Annotated in this window: 15 protein-coding genes; 11 read left to right on the forward strand and 4 right to left on the reverse strand. The window is 40.7% G+C overall.

The genetic code is table 11. The features are described 5' to 3' along the window. Positions 1-2: 2 nt before the first annotated feature. From C4F40_RS00740 to C4F40_RS00775, 8 genes are all read left to right on the forward strand, one after another. Positions 3-1,337 carry a RagB/SusD family nutrient uptake outer membrane protein gene (locus tag C4F40_RS00740; protein WP_196937460.1) on the forward strand — a complete coding sequence of 445 codons (1,335 nt, stop codon included), beginning with the start codon at positions 3-5 and terminating at the stop codon, positions 1,335-1,337. Between the two features lie 13 nt (positions 1,338-1,350). Next, entirely contained in the window at positions 1,351-2,688 is a 1,338-nt protein-coding gene (locus C4F40_RS00745; protein WP_196937461.1) for a hypothetical protein, read from the forward strand. A 23-nt stretch (positions 2,689-2,711) separates the two neighbouring features. Beyond that, positions 2,712-4,319, forward strand: coding sequence for a hypothetical protein (locus tag C4F40_RS00750; RefSeq protein WP_196937462.1), 1,608 nt, complete (start codon positions 2,712-2,714; stop codon positions 4,317-4,319). Positions 4,320-4,363: 44 nt separating this feature from the next. Continuing rightward, positions 4,364-4,969: a c-type cytochrome gene (locus C4F40_RS00755; protein WP_196937463.1), complete on the forward strand. Its 606-nt coding sequence runs from the start codon at positions 4,364-4,366 to the stop codon at positions 4,967-4,969. 19 nt (positions 4,970-4,988) lie between these two features. Continuing rightward, positions 4,989-6,242 (forward strand): sulfite dehydrogenase, encoded by a 1,254-nt coding sequence (soxC, locus tag C4F40_RS00760; RefSeq protein ID WP_196937464.1) that lies wholly within the window; start codon positions 4,989-4,991, stop codon positions 6,240-6,242. A gap of 99 nt (positions 6,243-6,341) precedes the next feature. Further along, entirely contained in the window at positions 6,342-7,775 is a 1,434-nt protein-coding gene (locus C4F40_RS00765) for a phytoene desaturase family protein (protein ID WP_196937465.1), read from the forward strand. 3 nt (positions 7,776-7,778) lie between these two features. Then, positions 7,779-8,696 carry a TIGR01777 family oxidoreductase gene (locus tag C4F40_RS00770; RefSeq protein WP_196937466.1) on the forward strand — a complete coding sequence of 306 codons (918 nt, stop codon included), beginning with the start codon at positions 7,779-7,781 and terminating at the stop codon, positions 8,694-8,696. Between the two features lie 16 nt (positions 8,697-8,712). Continuing rightward, on the forward strand, positions 8,713-9,969 hold the full coding sequence (locus tag C4F40_RS00775; RefSeq protein ID WP_196937467.1) for a YeiH family protein: 1,257 nt from the start codon (positions 8,713-8,715) through the stop codon (positions 9,967-9,969). 94 nt (positions 9,970-10,063) lie between these two features. Here C4F40_RS00775 and trmD read toward each other — a convergent pair whose 3' ends face one another. Beyond that, the gene (gene trmD / locus C4F40_RS00780) at positions 10,064-10,741 is read right to left on the reverse strand and encodes a tRNA (guanosine(37)-N1)-methyltransferase TrmD (protein WP_196937468.1); all 678 of its coding nucleotides are present in this window, start codon (positions 10,739-10,741) and stop codon (positions 10,064-10,066) included. A gap of 301 nt (positions 10,742-11,042) precedes the next feature. Here trmD and C4F40_RS00785 point away from each other — a divergent pair, with 301 nt between their 5' ends. Genes C4F40_RS00785 through C4F40_RS00795 form a run of 3 tightly spaced genes read left to right on the forward strand, consistent with a single transcriptional unit; the run spans position 11,043 to position 16,104 of the window. Beyond that, positions 11,043-14,171, forward strand: coding sequence for a SusC/RagA family TonB-linked outer membrane protein (locus tag C4F40_RS00785; protein WP_196937469.1), 3,129 nt, complete (start codon positions 11,043-11,045; stop codon positions 14,169-14,171). A gap of 11 nt (positions 14,172-14,182) precedes the next feature. Beyond that, positions 14,183-15,646 carry a SusD/RagB family nutrient-binding outer membrane lipoprotein gene (locus C4F40_RS00790; RefSeq protein WP_196937470.1) on the forward strand — a complete coding sequence of 488 codons (1,464 nt, stop codon included), beginning with the start codon at positions 14,183-14,185 and terminating at the stop codon, positions 15,644-15,646. An 11-nt stretch (positions 15,647-15,657) separates the two neighbouring features. Continuing rightward, the gene (locus C4F40_RS00795; protein ID WP_196937471.1) at positions 15,658-16,104 is read left to right on the forward strand and encodes a hypothetical protein; all 447 of its coding nucleotides are present in this window, start codon (positions 15,658-15,660) and stop codon (positions 16,102-16,104) included. 362 nt (positions 16,105-16,466) lie between these two features. On the opposite strand, the gene C4F40_RS00800 is transcribed toward C4F40_RS00795, so the two are convergent. The 3 genes from C4F40_RS00800 to C4F40_RS00810 form a co-directional block, all read right to left on the reverse strand. Continuing rightward, positions 16,467-17,762, reverse strand: coding sequence for a M57 family metalloprotease (locus tag C4F40_RS00800; RefSeq protein ID WP_196937472.1), 1,296 nt, complete (start codon positions 17,760-17,762; stop codon positions 16,467-16,469). Between the two features lie 93 nt (positions 17,763-17,855). After that, the gene (locus C4F40_RS21715; RefSeq protein WP_196937473.1) at positions 17,856-18,059 is read right to left on the reverse strand and encodes a DUF1016 N-terminal domain-containing protein; all 204 of its coding nucleotides are present in this window, start codon (positions 18,057-18,059) and stop codon (positions 17,856-17,858) included. Positions 18,060-18,235: 176 nt separating this feature from the next. Continuing rightward, on the reverse strand, positions 18,236-18,634 hold the full coding sequence (locus C4F40_RS00810; RefSeq protein WP_196937474.1) for a lipocalin-like domain-containing protein: 399 nt from the start codon (positions 18,632-18,634) through the stop codon (positions 18,236-18,238). Between the last annotated feature and the right edge of the window lie 36 nt (positions 18,635-18,670).

Here is an 18,670-nt window from a genome sequence, read left to right on the forward strand (position 1 = left end):
CCATGAGAACATATTTATATTTATTTTATATAGCCTTCTTGACGAGTTGTTCTTCATTTTTGGAGGTAGATCCTAAGACCTCCGTATCTGGCGAGAATATCATCAACGATGAAACATCTGCTAATGCTGCTATCAACGGGGTATATGCTGCGCTAAGGGACTACTACAGCGTAAACTATCAATCCATAGCCTATCTATCAGGAGATAATGTGCAGTGGACGGGTTCGCAATCGTTAGTTCAGGAGTTTATTAATCACAGGGTGAATGCCGAAAATGCGACCTTGTCGTCCACATGGGTCGACATTTATAAAACAATAAACCGCGCCAATAATGTTATCAAAGCACTCCGTAATTACGAAGGCGATAGAATACCTACTTCTGTCAAAGATAATGTACTCGGACAGGCTTACGCTATTAGAGGATTAGCCTATTTTGATCTAGTGCGGGTGTGGGGAGGAGTTCCGCTCGTAACAGAACCAACTGAAAAAGTTGGGGATAACGTGGGAATAGCACGTAGTACTGCAACACAAACATACCAACAGGTGATCGATGACCTGAATTTAGCAGAAGATCTCCTACCTTCTACAACTAACCGGTTTGTTTTTACAAAGAAGACGGTATGGGCATTGAAAGCTAGATATTATCTCTATCAGGAGAAGTGGGAACAAGCGAGAGATTATGCAAAGCTGTTGATAGACGATCAGACAAATTACGAGCTGTTAACTCCTTATTTCTCTTTCTTTAAGAACAACGTTACGGGGACTAGGGAATCTGTGTTGGAACTATTTTACAGTGCCAATGAAGTAAATGCGCACCGATTACAATGGCAACCGCAAACGAATGGAGGAACCAGACAATGGGCACCAAGTGAGGCACTGATCGTGTTGCTTACGAATCCGGCAACAGCTGGCGCCCGTAGTCAGCTCATCGCTAGAGATAACCAAGATCGGTGGTATGGCGATTTATATTATCGAAGCACGGGAGCCGATCCAACCTATATTATCCGTATTGCCGAGCTCTATCTTATTCGTGCCGAGGCCTACGCAGCCTTAGAAGAGTATAATTTGGCTGTTGATGACCTGAACAAAGTTAGAGGGCGAGCTTTGCTTACAGATAAGCCCAACACGACAGATAAAGGCGATATTTTAACATGGATAGAGGAAGAGCGACGGTTAGAATTTGCATTTGAGGCGCATCGTTGGTTTGATTTGGTGCGCACTGGCCGAGCGCAACAGGTACTGGGTATATCGGAGTCGTTCCGCTTGCTGTTACCTATTCCTTACAGTCAACGATTGGCAGATCCCGTTATAGCGCCAAATCCTGGTTATTCATCATAAATTACATTCTAGAATGGTACAGCATATCAAAATTCCAACATGGAAGAAGTATCTTCTTCGGTTAAGTATACTGTTTATTTTATTGCTCAGTCTACCTTTGCAGTCTGATTTCTACAACATCCTTTTTACCATTAGTTGGCAATACTTTATAAGCGATGTGTTTAATTTAGTGACCTACTTGCCGCATTATTTTGGGCAACAGCACGGTATCTATGATTGGGTTTTAATCTTAGTCATCGCACTGGTCGGAGCAGCTATTTGGTTGAATAAGCAAAAGCAAGAAAGTGATGAAAAGGAGTTCATTTATTATTATTACCTAAGGATCTTTGTACGATTTAAGCTGGCTTCAATCTTGTTTGTAGCCGGTTTCCTTAAGTTATTTCCGATCTTTGTTCCCGAATTATCTTTGAGCCATTTGAATACTGCTTATGGCTATTTTGAAGATTGGAAACACTTGTTGTTGAGCTTATCTGTAGCTCCGTCTTACTTGGTGTTTTTGGGAGTAGTTGAACTTATCGCCGCGGTATTACTGCTTTCTCGTAAAACAGCCTTTCTCGCCGTTATTTTTGTAGTACCTTTTTATGGAAATGCTTTTTTAGCAGATCTCGCGTATCAGGGGCCAACCTATTTTGTGTCTACATATATAGTTTTGTTAACCTTGCCAATTTTTTTGTATGACGTAAAAAGGCTAGGTTCTTTGATTGTCTACTTTAAAGAGACAAGGCCTGCCACGTGGAGATTGGAATGGCAAAAAATACCTGGATCAAAGTGGCGTTTAGCGCTAAAAATAGGTTTCGTTTTCATATTTTTCGTTTTAACTGGTATCAAATCATATGCTATTTATAAAGAACCTAATGCATCACTACATTATTCAGATCAGCATGGTCTCCCGGGGGTTGAAGGGAAATATCTTGTTGATACCTTCGTGCTTAACGGGGATACATTAGACTTTTCTCCCGTTGATAGTATAAGATGGAAAGATGTTGTATTCGAAAAATGGAATACCCTCAGTGTGCGAAAAGTGAATGCTAAAATTAACGAAGAGTCATCAAGCAGATTTTTGCAAAAGGAAAATGACAGTAGAGATTATGAATATACCCAAGTTGGTGATCGCTTGTATTATCGGTACGATATCGATCAAGATAGCATCACACTGAGAAACCCAAATAAAAACTATATGCTTGACGGTTTTACGCTTAAAGTTGAACGGCCGGACAGTCTTCATGTGAATTTGCAGGGCGCTAATATACAAGGAGATAGTATAAGGGTGGAGCTCAGTAGGCTAGATAAGAAATATCTTTTACACGAGGTCAAGAAGATCGGGCGTCGGGGTTTAGGGCATAAGTTGTAACCATATTTTAAAATTGTTTGAAGATGTCAGTTCGTAATTTTTCACAAGGTAAGAGCCAATGGACTACCTTTCAGCTCATAGCTTTTCGGATAAGCTTTGTTTTTTTTATCCTCATCTCCATACCTAATAATCCACTGTGGTACAAACATGTTGTTGCTATCGATTGGTTCAATTTGGATTATAGAGATCTATACGATATTTGTCGCTTTGGGTCTGGTGTCAGTTGGTTCGGGAAAACCACATTTGGATATCCTTTAGAAGGATACAGTATATGGGTTAATACGCTGTTTTTCTCTATAATAGCGGGCTTTATATGGACGTTTGTTTTAAAGTTGCTTAAAAAAGAACGATCGGCATATAACCAGTTATTTTATTGGTTGAATGTTGTTGTGCGCTATAGAGCAGCACTCGGCATAATTGGTTTCGGTTTTACAAAGCTTTTTCCGGTACAGATGCCTTACCCATCGTTAGGGATTTTGGATACGGACTATGGAGACTTAACGGCACAGAAGATTTTTTGGATGTCTTTTGGTATTGTGCCTTGGTATCAAGTGTTTGCAGGTGTATTGGAAGTCACCGCCGGTACACTTTTATTTTTCAGAAAAACCGTAGCGATAGGAGCTGCTTTATTGGTCGGTGCGCTGGGAGCGATCGTTGTCGTGAATTTTGCTTATGATGGTGGCGTACATGTCTACAGTTCTTACTTCGTGTTGCTGAGTTTGTTTCTGCTAGTCCCTTATTATAAGCCGTTTTATGAAGTCTTTGTAAAAGAAATACCATCAAAAGTTGAATTATATCTACCTAAGTTTAAATCGACACTCCACTATGTCAGCGTAGGCTCCAAAATAGTGATTCTCTTTATCTTTGTGGGTGTGTTTTTCTACTTACAATATTTAGATCATAAATACGACCCTTACAAACAGCCATCCTCCCCCGGGATTAAGGAATTGCGGGGCAATTATAATGTCACAGAATTTAGGTTAAATGGAGAGACAAGGCCATTCAGTCCTTACGATACTATCCGTTGGCAATCAGCAACTTTCGAGAAATGGTCCACATTGACTTTCCGCGTAAATAGACCGCTAAGATTAGACCTTTCTAATGGCGGTGGTGATCCCAAACGGGATGTAAACCGCACATTCGAATTATCGGGCGTTGCAGGTGGGCAGCGCGCATTTCATTACTATGCGGATACAGAGAATAAGACCTTATACCTTGAAGATAAGTATAAGCCTATTCCTGATCAACGGAATGTAACAGCGGGCGAAGGGGGTGATGGCGGTGTTCGTAATTATTTGAAGAGGCAAAAGATTGACGCTGAAGCTCCATCAATTTCTCTCGAGGAATGGATGCCCGATTCGGTCAAACATAAGTTTGCTGATGAAGTAAATTATGTATATCCGAAAGCCAGAACGACTCGCCGTATTCGCGAATTTTCCAAAGCCGATGAGCTAGCAAAGAAAGAGAGCAGACAGCGTTTTGTGGTAAATTACAGCGTTTACGATAATGGAAATAAGGTGATATTGGAAGGGATAGATGAAAATAGAGATTCGCTTTATGTGGTTTTGGATAAAGTAAATAAAGACTATAAACTTCGTCCTGGTAAATTGGTTTCCGGGCAGTATAATTAGAAATTGGGTCGCCCGAAGTGATATGACAAAGTTCAACGGAAAAAATGTATAGAAATATTTTTTTATTTATCGTCAGTTTTATTCTGCTTGGTTGCTCTAGCTCCATCAAGACAGGAGATATACGTTCTTATGATACGATTGATATAGGGCGTGTAAAAGAGATCCTCTTGCCTCAACAAGCGTTAGACAGCAGTTGGCCGGAAAGTTTCGGGTTTGGTCGGTCTGCTTCAAAGGCCGATATTGAGCGGTGGGATATTGATGTGATGCCTGATGGAAGAGGTTTGCCCAAGGGTAAAGGTGTAGCTGTTGCCGGTAGATCAATTTATTTAGTGAAATGTGCTTCTTGCCATGGTCAAGATGGGAGTGGTGGCACGTATGATGTGTTGGTGAGTAAAAAAGGTAAATCGATAGGCACATATTGGCCTTATGCGACCACATTATTTGATTACATCCGACGTACAATGCCTTTTAATATGCCAGGGTCGCTTAAGGATGAGGAAGTTTACCACCTTACAGCGTATTTACTCGCCGCCAATGGGCTGATTGATTCGGTAGATGTCATTACGCAAAAGAACCTACCGTCGGTAAAGATGCCGGCGTTGGCAAATTTTGTGATAGATGATCGTAAAGGTGGCCCTGAGATTAAGTAATCAAACATGTAGTTACGCCATGAAAAAGGAAAATAACGCAGAAAATATGACTAGAAGGCAGCTTATCGGACGAGTTGCGGCATTGGGGTTAGTACTAAGTCAGAATCCATACGGCAGAACGACACAGGCGGGCGGTCTTCCGCTCACGGAGTTGGACGATCCCACTAAAAAACTTGGTGTGTTCCCCGGCAAAATCGGAACGAGATCGACATTCGAGAAATTGGAGAAGACAACGTCGCAAACATCGTCACGTAGCCCTCTACAGGATTTTCATGGTACTATCACGCCATCTGATCTACATTTTGAACGCCATCACGGCGGTGTACCCGTAATTGATCCGGAGCGATACGAACTGATCATTCACGGAATGGTTGAAAAGCCAATGAAATTTTCATTGCATGATCTTAAGCGATTTCCTTCGGTATCCCGAATATCTTTTTTGGAATGTTCGGGCAATTATCGGGGAGGCAATGAAAAGTTGACACCACAACAAATCTGTGGGTTAACAAGTCAGTCGGAATGGACAGGCATCATGCTTTCTACCTTATTTAGGGAAGTAGGGTTAAAGCCGAAAGCAAGCTGGTTTCTTGCTGAAGGAGGCGATGCCGCTGTAATGACCCGCAGCATACCGATTAGTAAAGGGTTAGACGATGCGATGATTGTCTATGCACAAAACGGGGAGGCTGTAAGACCTGAACAAGGATATCCGGCGAGGTTATTTCTTCCCGGCTGGGAAGGCAATACATCGGTAAAGTGGATTAGACGTATCGAAGTTTCAGATGCACCGTTTATGACACGCGAGGAAACTTCCAAATATACAGAGCGCGTAAAGGATGGTAAAATCAGACAGTTTAGCGTCGTTATGGATGCCAGATCAATTATCACCTTTCCAACTTATCCACAGGTGGTGGAAAGGGGCTGGATAGAGATTCGAGGTATCGCCTGGTCGGGACGTGGTAGGGTTACGCTGGTGGAGATCAGTGTAGATAATGGTAAAAATTGGTATCCTGCGCGCCTGCAAGAGCCTGTTTTGAACAAGGCACACACTGGGTTTCGCTTTCTATGGCAATGGGATGGTCGAGAAACAGTAATTATGAGTCGGGTATATGATGATACGGGGTATCGGCAACCTTTTCTGAAAGAGCTTCAGGATGCGAGAGCTTCTCGCGGAGGCTATCATTTTAATCCAGTTACACCATGGCGTCTCAAACCAGATGGGAGCGTGGTATTAGCAGATGCGGTACCCCGAATTAGGTCAAATAGAGATAAATAGTTATGTTTGAGTACACCTTAGTTTTGTAAGGTAGTCTATTAAACAAGTAGACTATATGTTCGTTATTATGTAAGTTTGTGCCTATTATATTTAAAATAAATGAGTCAATACCAAGCCATCGTTATAGGATCAGGCCCCAATGGATTTGCCGCAGCAATTACCCTGCAACAGCAAGGAATAAGTACACTCTTAATCGAAGGAGCTGATTCCATTGGCGGAGGTATGCGTACCAAAGAGTTAACGCTCCCTGGTTTTAAGCACGATGTATGTTCTGCTATTCATCCCATGGCCGTTGCATCCCCTTTTTTTGCGACACTTCCGCTGGAAAAATTCGGATTGCAGTTTATGTATGCTCCCTATCAGGCTGCGCATCCGTTGGATAACGGGGAAACTGCCTTTTTGCATCAAGATATTTACGAAACAGCGGCCGATTTAGGTAGCGACGAAACAACATATTTAAAATTAATTCAACCCGTTTTTAACCAATGGAAAGCGTTGGCTCTTGATACGATGGGGCCACTGCGTTTTCCTAAAGATCCTATGTTGTTGGCCAAATTCGGATTGAATGCGTTGCAGCCTGCAGAATGGATTGCAAAGCGTTTTAAAACGGAGAAAGCAAAGGCACTTTGGGGAGGAATGGCGGCACACGGTATCCAACCGCTGTCTAATTGGACCACATCAGCTATTGGCCTTGTACTCTCCGGTGTGGGACACAAATACGGCTGGCCTATACCTGTTGGTGGTTCGCAATCTATAGCGGATGCCCTAGCGGCCTACTTCCGATCTTTAGGCGGTGAAATCCAAACTGATTTTTGGCTAACGGATGTCGCAGATTTGCCCGACCATAAGATTCTGATTTTGGATCTTACACCGCAGCAGCTATTGAAGATTAAAGGCTTGAATTTGCAAGAAAGCTATAAAAAACAATTGCAACGTTACCGACATGGAATGGGGGTTTTCAAGATAGACTGGGCACTATCCGAGCTTGTTCCATTTAAAGACAAGCGTTGTCAACAGGCAGCTACGGTCCATTTAGGAAATACATTTGAAGAAATTGCACGAAATGAGAAGCTTAGCCATGAAGGAAAATTAGTGGATAAACCTTTCGTATTATTTACGCAGCAAAGTGCATTCGACATTAGCCGAGCTCCCGAAGGGAAACACACCGGCTGGGCCTATTGCCATGTACCCAACGGCTCCATTACGGACCGTACCGATGCGATCGAAAATCAATTGGAACGTTTTGCTCCTGGATTTAAGGATACAATTATTGCTCGATCCACGATCAATACACATCAATTGGAAGACTATAATCCCAACTATGTAGGTGGTGACATCAATGGCGGAGTGATGGATATTTTGCAGTTGTATACACGTCCGACATGGAGCTTTACGCCATATCGTACGTCCAATAAAAAAATCTATATTTCCTCGTCGGCAACACCACCGGGAGGGGGTGTGCATGGCATGTGCGGATTCCACGCCGCTAGAACGGCCTTGCGTGATCACTTTAATATTAACGTTAATCTTTAAAGAATGGCAAAAATAATTTTAGCAGGAGGAACCGGGCATTTAGGTCAGCTACTGACCGATGTGTTTTTGAAAAATGGAGATGAGGTTAGTATTCTAACACGTACAGCACGCGAATCTCACGTCCGTGGTCTCAGTTATGTGCGATGGAACGGGACGAATTCAGGAAAATGGAATGCCGCGCTAGAAGGTGCAGATGTACTCATTAATCTGAGTGGAGAAAGTATCAACACCCGTTTTACACCTAAGAATAAAAAAAGGTTGGAGGAATCACGTTTCTTACCTACCGCTGCCTTAGCCAGAGCCGTTGAAAATAGTGGAAATCCACCCAAACTATGGATAAATATTTCTGGGATTTCAATTTTCGGAGGGGTAGAACGTATACAAGCCGAAGATAGTCAGCAGTTCGGTGATGATTTTTTGGCGAATCTGGTGAAAGTTTGGGAACAAATTTTTTTAGCTGCGAATACCCCGCATACAGAAAAAATTATAGTGCGCCTTAGCCCGGTGTTGAGCAGATCTTCCGGAATGTTTCAGGAATTGTATCCCCTAGCGAAATGGGGATTGGGCGGCAAAGTAGGAGATGGTAAGCAGTACATTAGTTGGATACACGAGCAGGACTTCGTGCGAATCGTATCGTGGATCATATCCGGATCCGCCAAAAGTAGTCTGTACCATGCTTGCAGTCCGTTCCCGGTTACTAATGCCGAGTTTATGGAAAGCTTGAGGTATGCAACCCGCCGCGCCGTAGGCCTGCCCTTGCCTACATTATTTGCCAAAATAGGTGCATTTGTCAAAGGCATCGATCCCGCATTAATCTTGCAAACCACACCTGCCACCACCAAATTTTTATTGGACGAAGGATTTGGATTCCATTATCCCTATATTCGTCAAGCATTTAATCAACTTATCAACTCAAAATAATCATATTTTATATTTTATGCCTTCATCAAAAACATTTTCCATTTCCGAAGATTGGGTAGTCGTCATCTTAGGTCTAGGAATCATTTTTTTAGCCCTATTTGGTATGGGTATATCCAAGCCAAGTTTTAGCTGGATGAGCAACGCGGAATTGGTCGAAAAGGTTCTTTCGGTCAAAAACCTATCGGCTATTGCCATTCAGTTTTTTGTGGTGTTCGTTACCGCCATTATCGGAGCCATACTTCTAGGAAAAAACGTGAAAACGCTGTTGTCTGTGTTGCCGGCGGTATATGTATTGACCCTCTTGGCACTTATTTTGGCGGGAAATGCGGTGGTTAAAGAGTATAACTTAGAAGCCGTGATCTTCAGTTTGGGTATTGGTTTATTGATCAGTAATTTTTTCCGTTTGCCACAGTGGTTTAAAGATGCATTAAGTACAGAACTTTATGTCAAAATCGGTCTTGTACTGTTAGGAACAACCGTTATTTTCGGAAATATCCTTAAAGCGGGTTCTTTAGGGCTTATTCAAGCATTGGTGGTGGTTATCTCTGTGTGGTACTTCGCCTTTTGGATCTGTAAGAAACTAAAAATAGATAAGGAGATGTCGTTGATGCTCTCCAGTGCTGTGTCGATCTGTGGTGTTTCTGCAGCCATTGCCACCTCAGGTGCGATAAAGGGAGATAGTAAAAAACTTTCTTATGTCATTTCTCTGGTGCTCATTACCGCAATTCCAATGATGATCTTCATGCCTTATATCGCGGAGTGGCTCGGGTTGTCCCAAGAAGTAACAGGTGCGTGGCTAGGAGGTTCTATCGATACAACGGGTGCCGTTGTCGCCTCTGGATCGTTAGTAGGAGAAGAGGCGTTGGAAATCAGTACAATAGTGAAGTTTTCGCAAAATGTACTGTTGGGTATAGCCGCATTTGCAATCAGTATTTATTGGACTTATACCAAATCGGTAAATGATGAAATCCAGCAGGAGAAACCAACTTTAAAGATTATTTGGGATCGCTTTCCTAAGTTTGTCATCGGTTTCGTATTTGCCTCTCTGTTATTCTCATTTGCGGTTTCTTCCGAAACCAATGCACTCGTCAAAGACAGCTTGAAAAGCCTTCAGGGGCTTTGGTTCGCGCTTGCATTTACCTCCATTGGATTGGAAACAAACTTCAAAGATTTATTTGGACAAGAAAACAAAAAGCCGTTGTATGCATTCTTAATTGCACAAACCTTTAATGTTATCGTGACGTTGGTTGTCGCACTGATTCTCTTTAAATAAGGAAGATTGTACACTATAATTACCGTTTATCTCCGATTGTTTGGTGCATTTCCAAGTGATCGGAGATTTTTATTGAATTGATCTCGCGTTTTATCTAATCCGTTAATAAATCAGGTCTACGCTCTTTAGTCCTTAATAGTTGCTGTTCGTCGCGCCATTCTGCGATTTTGGCTTCATGGCCACTTAGCAATACGTCAGGCACTTTATGACCGCGCCACTCCGCCGGTCGGGTGTAGATAGGCGCGTCGAGTAAGCCATCCTGAAAAGAATCTGATAAAGCAGAGGTCTCATCCGACAACACGCCAGGTATAAGTCGAACAATTGCGTCGACAACTATTGCGGCAGGAAGTTCGCCTCCCGAGAGCACATAGTCGCCTACAGATATTTCCTTGGTTACAAAGATATCGCGGATACGTTGATCAATACCTTTATAATGCCCACACAATATCATGATATTTCCTTTTGTAGATAGGTCGTTGGCGATTTCCTGATTTAACGTCACCCCATCCGGCGTCATATAGATTATCTCGTCATAATGGCGTTCGCCTTGCAATTTTTCAATGCAGGATGCAAAAGGTTCAATTTGCATCACCATACCCGATCCGCCTCCGTAAGGGTAATCATCCACAGATTTTTGCTTGTTATGCGCATATTCGCGCAAATTATGTACGTGGATTTCTACTAATCCCTTTTTCTGTGCGCGTTGTAAGATAGAATGCGCAAAAGGACTTTCCAATAAGGAAGGTAACACGGTGATGATGTCAAATCGCATAGTGCAAATTTAGGGTAAAAAGAACTTAGTTAGAAAAATTTTAATAAATGTTGTTACAAAGAAACAATATAGGCGGTTTATATGTATTTAAATAAACACAATTATTTATTTAAAAAAGAGTCTGAATTTGAGAGAAATGAAATAATAACATATAAATAATAGAAATTTAATATGCTAGCATTGTTTTTTTAAAAATATTTGCATAGACAACTTAACGAAACTATATTTGTGCGTTTTAACATATTTTAACAGTCTGGATATTTTAGTATATTCGGATATAATAACTTAACACAACAAACATATGAAACAAAAATTACTCAGTTTTATTCTGGTGTTTACGTGCCTGGTAGGGGCGTCGTTTGCACAGGATCGTCAAGTGAGTGGTAAAGTGACATCAGCTGCTGATGGTACTCCGGTATCTGGGGTATCCGTTGCAGTTGTCGGGGCTACTATCGCTACGCAGACGGATGGATCAGGAAACTACTCACTTTCTGTTCCCGCAAATTCCACTTTATTGTTTTCTTACATTGGTTATACGTCACAACGTGTACCTGTAGGAAGCCAGACGGTATTGAATGTTCAATTGGAATCCGATGAGACAGCATTGGAAGAAGTTGTTGTAACGGCAATGGGTATTGAGCGTTCTGCCAAATCGTTAGGATACGCAGTAGCAAAATTAGGCGGAGATGAAATTACTAAAGCAAGAGAAACGAATGTTGTAAACGCTTTGGCTGGTAAGGTTGCTGGGGTTCGGGTTACCTCACAGTCAGGAACACCAGGAGGATCTTCCAAGATTGTTATCCGTGGTGTTTCATCTGTATCGTCCTCAGGTCAACCTATATTTGTGATCGATGGATTACCAGTTGATAATGGATCTCCTCAAGTTTCTACGGTTAATAGTTCCGTGCCACAAGGTAGTGCCGGAGCTGATTTCGGTAATAGAGCTGGTGATATTAATCCTGATGATGTCGAGTCAATGACTGTATTGAAAGGTGCAGCAGCTACAGCTTTGTATGGCGCCAGAGCTAAAGATGGTGCTATTATCATTACAACAAAGAAAGGCAAAAAGGGACAAGGTACAGTTACTTTCAATTCCTCTGCGAGGTTTGATAACATATTGAAAACTCCTGAATTCCAAAACGATTACGCACAGGGTGTACAAGGTGTGTATAGCCTGCAAAATACGAATGGCTGGGGTCCGAAGATAAGTGAAGTCCAAGATCTAACGTTTGAAAACTTTCTAGGAGAAAATGTGACTCTTCAGGCTTATCCGGATAACTACAGAGATTTTTATGAAACTGGGAGTACTTATATAAATAATGTTGCTTTTCAAGGAGCTGACGACCATAGCGATTATCGTTTTAGCTATACCAACACACAACAGTCGGGTATTGTCCCCGGGTCAAAATTTGCGAGAAATAATATAGGTATTAATGCTGGTCGAAAAATTTTGGAAGGATTAGAGATAAGAGGTAATGTCAACTATAATCGTACAACCAGTGATGGTCGGCCAGTGCAAAGTAGTAACAATCCCAATGTATTACAGAACTTAATATTGACATTACCTAGGACTGTGAATACCAGTGACTTAAGAGATAATTATGTGGATCCTGTAACAGGAGAACAGATAACACTTACGCCATCTAGGACTGGAAACAATCCTTATTGGATTGTGAACAATAACAATGTAGGGAATGTTGTGGATCGTGTATACGGTAATGGGATCGTTACTTACAAACCTACAAATTGGTTGACGATATCAGATAATTTTGGTACCGATTTTTACTATGAGAAGAGATTGGGGACAACTCGGAATGGAACGATTGGTGCCTTGACCGGAAACTTTTATCAAGGAAATATTCAGAATCGGTTAATCAATAATGATTTTATCGTAACAGCAGAAACGAAACTAACCGAGGATTTAGGTTTAAAAGTGATTGCCGGTCATAACGTTTATGAAACTTATTATGAAAGAGTATTGACAGATGCTCAAGAATTGACCGTAGAAGAATTATATAATTTTGCTAACGCAGCATCGGTTTCGACAACTAATACCTCTAATAAGTCTAGACTGGTTGGAGTTTATGGGGATATTGGCTTGTCTTACAAGGATTTCTTGTTCTTAAATGTAACAGGTAGGAACGACTGGAGTTCAACCTTACCGGCAAGTAACAATTCTTATTTCTACCCCTCTGTAAGTTCAAGTTTCATATTTAGTGAAGTATTACCAAGTGTAAGCTGGTTCAATTACGGTAAGTTAAGAGCCAGTTGGGCAAATGTTGGTAGCGGTACTGATCCTTATTCTATAAACTTTGTATACAATCCGCAGTCTGTTGGATTTGCGCAATATGGTTATGGATCGCAGTTTCCCTTCAATGGAGTACTAGCCTTTTCCGCACCTGGAACTATTCCTAACTTGAACTTAAAGCCTCAAAATCAAAGTACATACGAGATCGGTACGGATTTAGCTTTTTTGAATAATCGCGTTACCCTTGATTTTACGTACTATTATTCTAATACGACAGATCAAATAGTTCGGCTAAATATACCGCAATCAACGGGGTTTTCGCTAAAATCAATAAATGCAGGGTCTGTTAAAAATCAAGGTATCGAAGTAGCTTTGGGTATTGTTCCTGTCAAATCACAAGATTTTAGCTGGAACATGGATTTTAATTTCTCAAGAAATAAGCAGACGGTGTCGCTTCCTGAGGAGGTACCGATTTATAATGTGCAAAGTGGATGGAGCGGACTGCAAGTGAAGGCTGAAGCGGGTAAGTCTTTTCAAATTTTCGGCGGTGCATGGGAAAGAGATCCGAACGGAAACATAGTTATCGATGAAGCTACAGGTCTTCGAAAAACGGTATTAGACCAACCGCTTGGGAATGTTTTCCCAGATTGGATGTTAGGTATTAACAATAGCTTCGCTTATAAAAATTTAAGTTTTGGCTTCTTACTTGATATTCGTAAGGGAGGTGTTATCTATAGTAATACTGTGTCAACCTTAAGAACATCAGGATTAGGCATTGAGACCTTAGAAAACAGAGGCTCTAGAATGATTGATCCAGGTGTAGTTCTACGAGACGGAGAATATGTAGCAAATGACGTTCCTGTACAAAGTATGGAGGATTTCTGGGGACAGTTTTCAACAACCAATACTGAAGGCAATATCTTTGACGCATCATATGTTAAATTGAGAGAAGTTGTATTATCTTATCAGTTACCTTCTAAGTGGTTGCAGGGCGGTCCGCGTTTTATTAAAGGAGCTTCAGTTGGATTAGAAGGGCGTAACTTATGGTTAATTAAAGATAATGTTCCCCACATTGATCCCGAAGTAAATTTGTTCGGTCCATCTAGTTTAGGCGAAGGCGTGGAATTCAATTCGGTTCCTAGTACCAGAACGATCGGATTTAACTTAAGAGTACAGCTTTAAAATTAATTAAGATGAAATATAAATTAATAATAATATTGGCTATAGTTCTTACAAGTGCCTCTTTGCATTCGTGTAAGAAATTCTTGGATATAAATGATAATCCAAATGCCGCAGAAAACGTCGATCCAAAGTTGCTTTTTTCTTTTGCAACAACTGCTTATGTCAATTTGCGTTCGAGCGGGGATTTATATATTCCTCTGGCTCTCGCCGGGCAATCAATTTCTTCAGGAGGTAATAATCCGACAGGTTGGGGGTTAATAACAGAACAACAGTATGACGTATCTTCCTTCAGTCATGGGAACTCTTGGTCTACATATTACGTTAGAGGAGGCAATAATTTAAAGCAGGCTATACAGATTGCTGAAACGTCTGAACCAGCGAATAACAATGCCGCGGCTCAAGCTAAAATTTTGCTAGCATTACTTGTTTATGAAACTACAACGTTATATGGCGATGTACCTTTTACAGAAGCATGGAATGTCGATATCAGTTATCCAAATTTCGATCCTCAAAAGACTGTTTTGGAAGGCGCAATAAGTTTGTGCGATGAAGCCCTTGCTCAGATTGACGACGCGAGCCCCTTGAAAATTGATGGCCTTTATGATATGTTTTACGGAGGAGACTTGGACAAGTGGAAACGGTTAGCAAAATCGATCAAACTAAGAACCCTACTTACGATGGTAGATGCCGATCCCGAGAAAGTAGCGCAGATCGGACAAATTATTAATGAAGGAGAAGCAAGTTTGGTGAATTCAGCAGCAGACAACTTCTTCATTCCATACGAGACAGTTGCAAATAAAAGAAATCCGAAATACGCAATTAATTTACAATATAATGGCGGAGTTAATTTCTTTTTCGGCTCGACCTACGTTGTTGATTTTATGAGAGCTATCAGTGACCCACGCCTACCTAAGTTTTTTACGAAGCCAGCCGAAGCCGATAATTATTACGGATTAGAGCCTGGTGCAAACGGTGTGAACACGGAGCATGTACGTATTTCCAACGAACTACATGCTGCTGATGCACCAGAAGTTATATTTACGTATCAGGAGCAGTTATTTTACGAAGCTGAAATTTATGCTAGGGGATTGGGAGTTGCTGTTGATATACCAAAAGCAAATACATTATTGAAAAAGGCAATAGAAGAGAGTTGCAAGTTTTACGGAGTTTCGGCTTCTGAGGCTAGTACCTTCGCAAATGGATTGCCTAACATTAGCAGTGCAGCTGACCTTCGTTATAGTATTAGTTACCATCATTGGGTAGATAAAATGGATAGAGGTATCGACGCTTTTACGCAGTGGAGAAGATCAGGCCCTGCAGGAAGTGAAGTGCCAAATTTAACGCTACCGGTTTTAGCACCAGAGGGAGGTTTGTTTAGAAGATTTCAGTATCCTGCGTCAAATGAAATTAGTGCTAATCCAAACGCTCCTAAAGAAGCCATTTTGTATTTTGAAAAAACATGGTTTGACTTATAGAAATTTAGTTTATGAAAAAAGTATTGATATATTTATGCCTAATGCCGTTGTTGGTTTTAGTCGCATGCGATAAAGAAGGTTTAGGGGACAACTATAATTTTGATAATAAGGTTGCACCTTATGTCGCTTTTAGTAGTACCGCAGCGGTAGATGCGAAGGAGGGAGCTACAGTTGTCGTTCCACTTACAGTTCGAACTGCTATTCAAGAAGAATTAACAATTACGTTATCTTTAAGTGGAGCAATTAATAGAGAACAAACTGTTGTTTTACCAAGAGGCGTACTAACTGTTAATTCTTCTATTACAATTCCTGCGGGCACTATTGTGTCTCCTGCTACTAGTGCAACTGTGACTGTTGCATTAACTAAAGCAGTAAGTTCAGGTGGAACTGAATTTACTATTGGCAGATTAGCTAATCCTGAAACTCAAAAAAAGGTGCTTAATATCACATTGCCTTAAATATCGGTTTTTTCGGTATAAAGAAGGAGTCTGCTCATATAGACTCCTTCTTTTTTGTTTAAAACGTTTGTCTGCAATTTCTCTATTCAATTTTAGGTGGTAAAAGCTAAATGCACACAAAGTATCGTGCTACCGTATAATCTACATCCAATAATATTGGAAAACCATTACCCCCGGCGTTAGCAACAGATTTCAAAAGGAGATCTCACCTAAGAGGGATATATTGTTTTTTGCGAAAAGTTTACCGCGGTCTTTTCCAAGGATGTAGTATTTATCAGGTAATTCTACAGAGTAAAAGTATGACATTTTCGATGATACCCAAATAATCATTGCCCTCGCGTTAAACTGGAATTCTCTATAGTTTAGTTACAGTTCACATATTCTATTTCATATCCTATCCAATCAGAATCTCCACAGGAATGCTTTGTTTTAATTTCAAAAGTATACCATCCAATAGGTACATAACCAAAGGGGTCTTGAGTACTATTGGGATAGACTGTCCTAGGCAGTTTCACTACATTTCCAAACATATCTAATAATCTAGCTTCATACACTATATTTGCATCAAACTCGTTAAATTCGAAAGTATTTCCCATGTGTGAAGAACACCAGCTTCCTCCAGTATTAGCACTGTTTTTAAATTCAATGGTCGTCAACTGTAGGTCTGGAGCTCCTATATCAATGATTTTATTCGCCGCTTTTGGTCCGACTATTGCTTTTAAAGTAACCTTGCCGTTTGCACTACCCACTCTGGTTATTTTGTATTGGTTTCCGCCTAAATTGGTGAGGGTAGCAATACCGTTACCATTCTCTAATATTACTGTATGTCCATTTACAACTGTATAAGTCTCTTCGGAACAAACAGCTCCCGAGCCAGTTATAGTTGGTGTTGCCGGAAATAAGTATCTCAACGCCGTTTTATCATCTGATGAAAAGTCATTCCAAGTGTGAAAAGACCATATTGAATGCATAATCGAATTGGGATCACTCGTAGGTGTACCCGGTATCAAATAATTTAAAGGGTTTGACACCCCAGGGATATCCGAATGTCTTAATCCCAATGCGTGTCCCAGCTCGTGACATAGAATATAGGTTTTTTCACTATCTGAAAATGGATAGTTGCTCATAGCATCTAGATTAACAAAGACGCTGCTTCCAGTATTTCCGTTAGCATTTGGAAGATAAGCTGAAGCCAATGTGCCATCTGGCAAAGTGCCATTATCACTTTGGATTATTATATTAGCCATAGAACTGCTATTAGTTAGCTCCAAATGATAACTAACATATTGTACATTATTATATGCATTTATTGCGTTCTGGACGGCAGTTCGCCAATCATCAGTTCCACCAGTAGGGATCGTTCCGGAAACCCAAATTTTGATTGAAGAACTAACAGTCGGTGAGACAGAGTAATCGGTTCGATATTGTGCCTTTTTGTCGATTGCAAGACTCTTGATATAGTCTTTAAAATCTGACCCCTTAAAATCTTTAGGAACGACTTTTGGTATTAAATAGCAGCCTTCTACCAAATAATACTTCTTCAATTCGACAATACTCTCTCGTTGAAAACCTAATTTCACGATTTCATCAATTTGCAAATTTGTGTTCGCAGTTTCGCTTAGGCCTTTTTCGAAATCCTTGTTACATGAACTCAGCATAGGCTTGAGTTCATGTAACAAGGATTTCGAAAAAACAGTTCTGAAAGTCTAAAAGATATGTACAAGGAAATCCCAAATGGTATGTTATGGTATTCAGGCAGCTTTTTCTACAGGCTGAGAATTTTGGGAGGAGAGAAGACGCTGGTAATATAACGTATTGATATTACGTTCCAATTGCCTAACGGCCCAGTTCTGTTCAGACGTTTCTCTAAGATAATAGAGTCTAACCTTGGGGTCAGAAACTCTTGTAATAGCCCGAATATGAGGCCATTCCAATTTGGCACACGCGTGTGCCAAATCTCCCCAGAGAGGAAAGTAATGTAGAGTTTACATAACGGTAACCAGCTGTTCAATCGGCTGATCATTTGCTATATAATCCTTTAGCTAAAGTCCTCATCCAATGCAGCCGTTATTTGAAGTTTTCATTGTTCGTCCTGCGGACACTACGAAACTCAGTTATTGTAAGCAGTTTTTTATTGTTTTTGGTATTTAGCTTGACAAGCTTCGACGCAAGGATAATTAATAATTAGTTTATTTCCGGTTTGTTCAAATTTATAATTGTAGTCTGGGTTTGAACAGCCAGAAGAACTCAATGTCAAATCTGAAATCGAGTAAGTTCCTGAAGTCGGATTGTCTGAATTGATTGACATATCACACAATCTACCGTTTGACGTAATGATTCCATTATTCTCGAAACTTATAATTTTATTACTCTCTACAGCGAAAAATGTTCCGCTTCCGTCTCCAGGGTCAGCTAAAATTTCAATCAACTTCCAATTTCCAATTAATTCAGTGTTGAAACTAGTTTCGTCACCCTTATCACAGGAAAATAAAATTCCGATTGTCGCTAAGATCAAAACAATTTTTTTCATAATGTTTTAGTTTAAACGGATCATGTACAAAAGTTG

The organism is Sphingobacterium pedocola (assembly GCF_015209965.1).
Classification (GTDB): Bacteria; Bacteroidota; Bacteroidia; order Sphingobacteriales; family Sphingobacteriaceae; genus Sphingobacterium; species Sphingobacterium pedocola.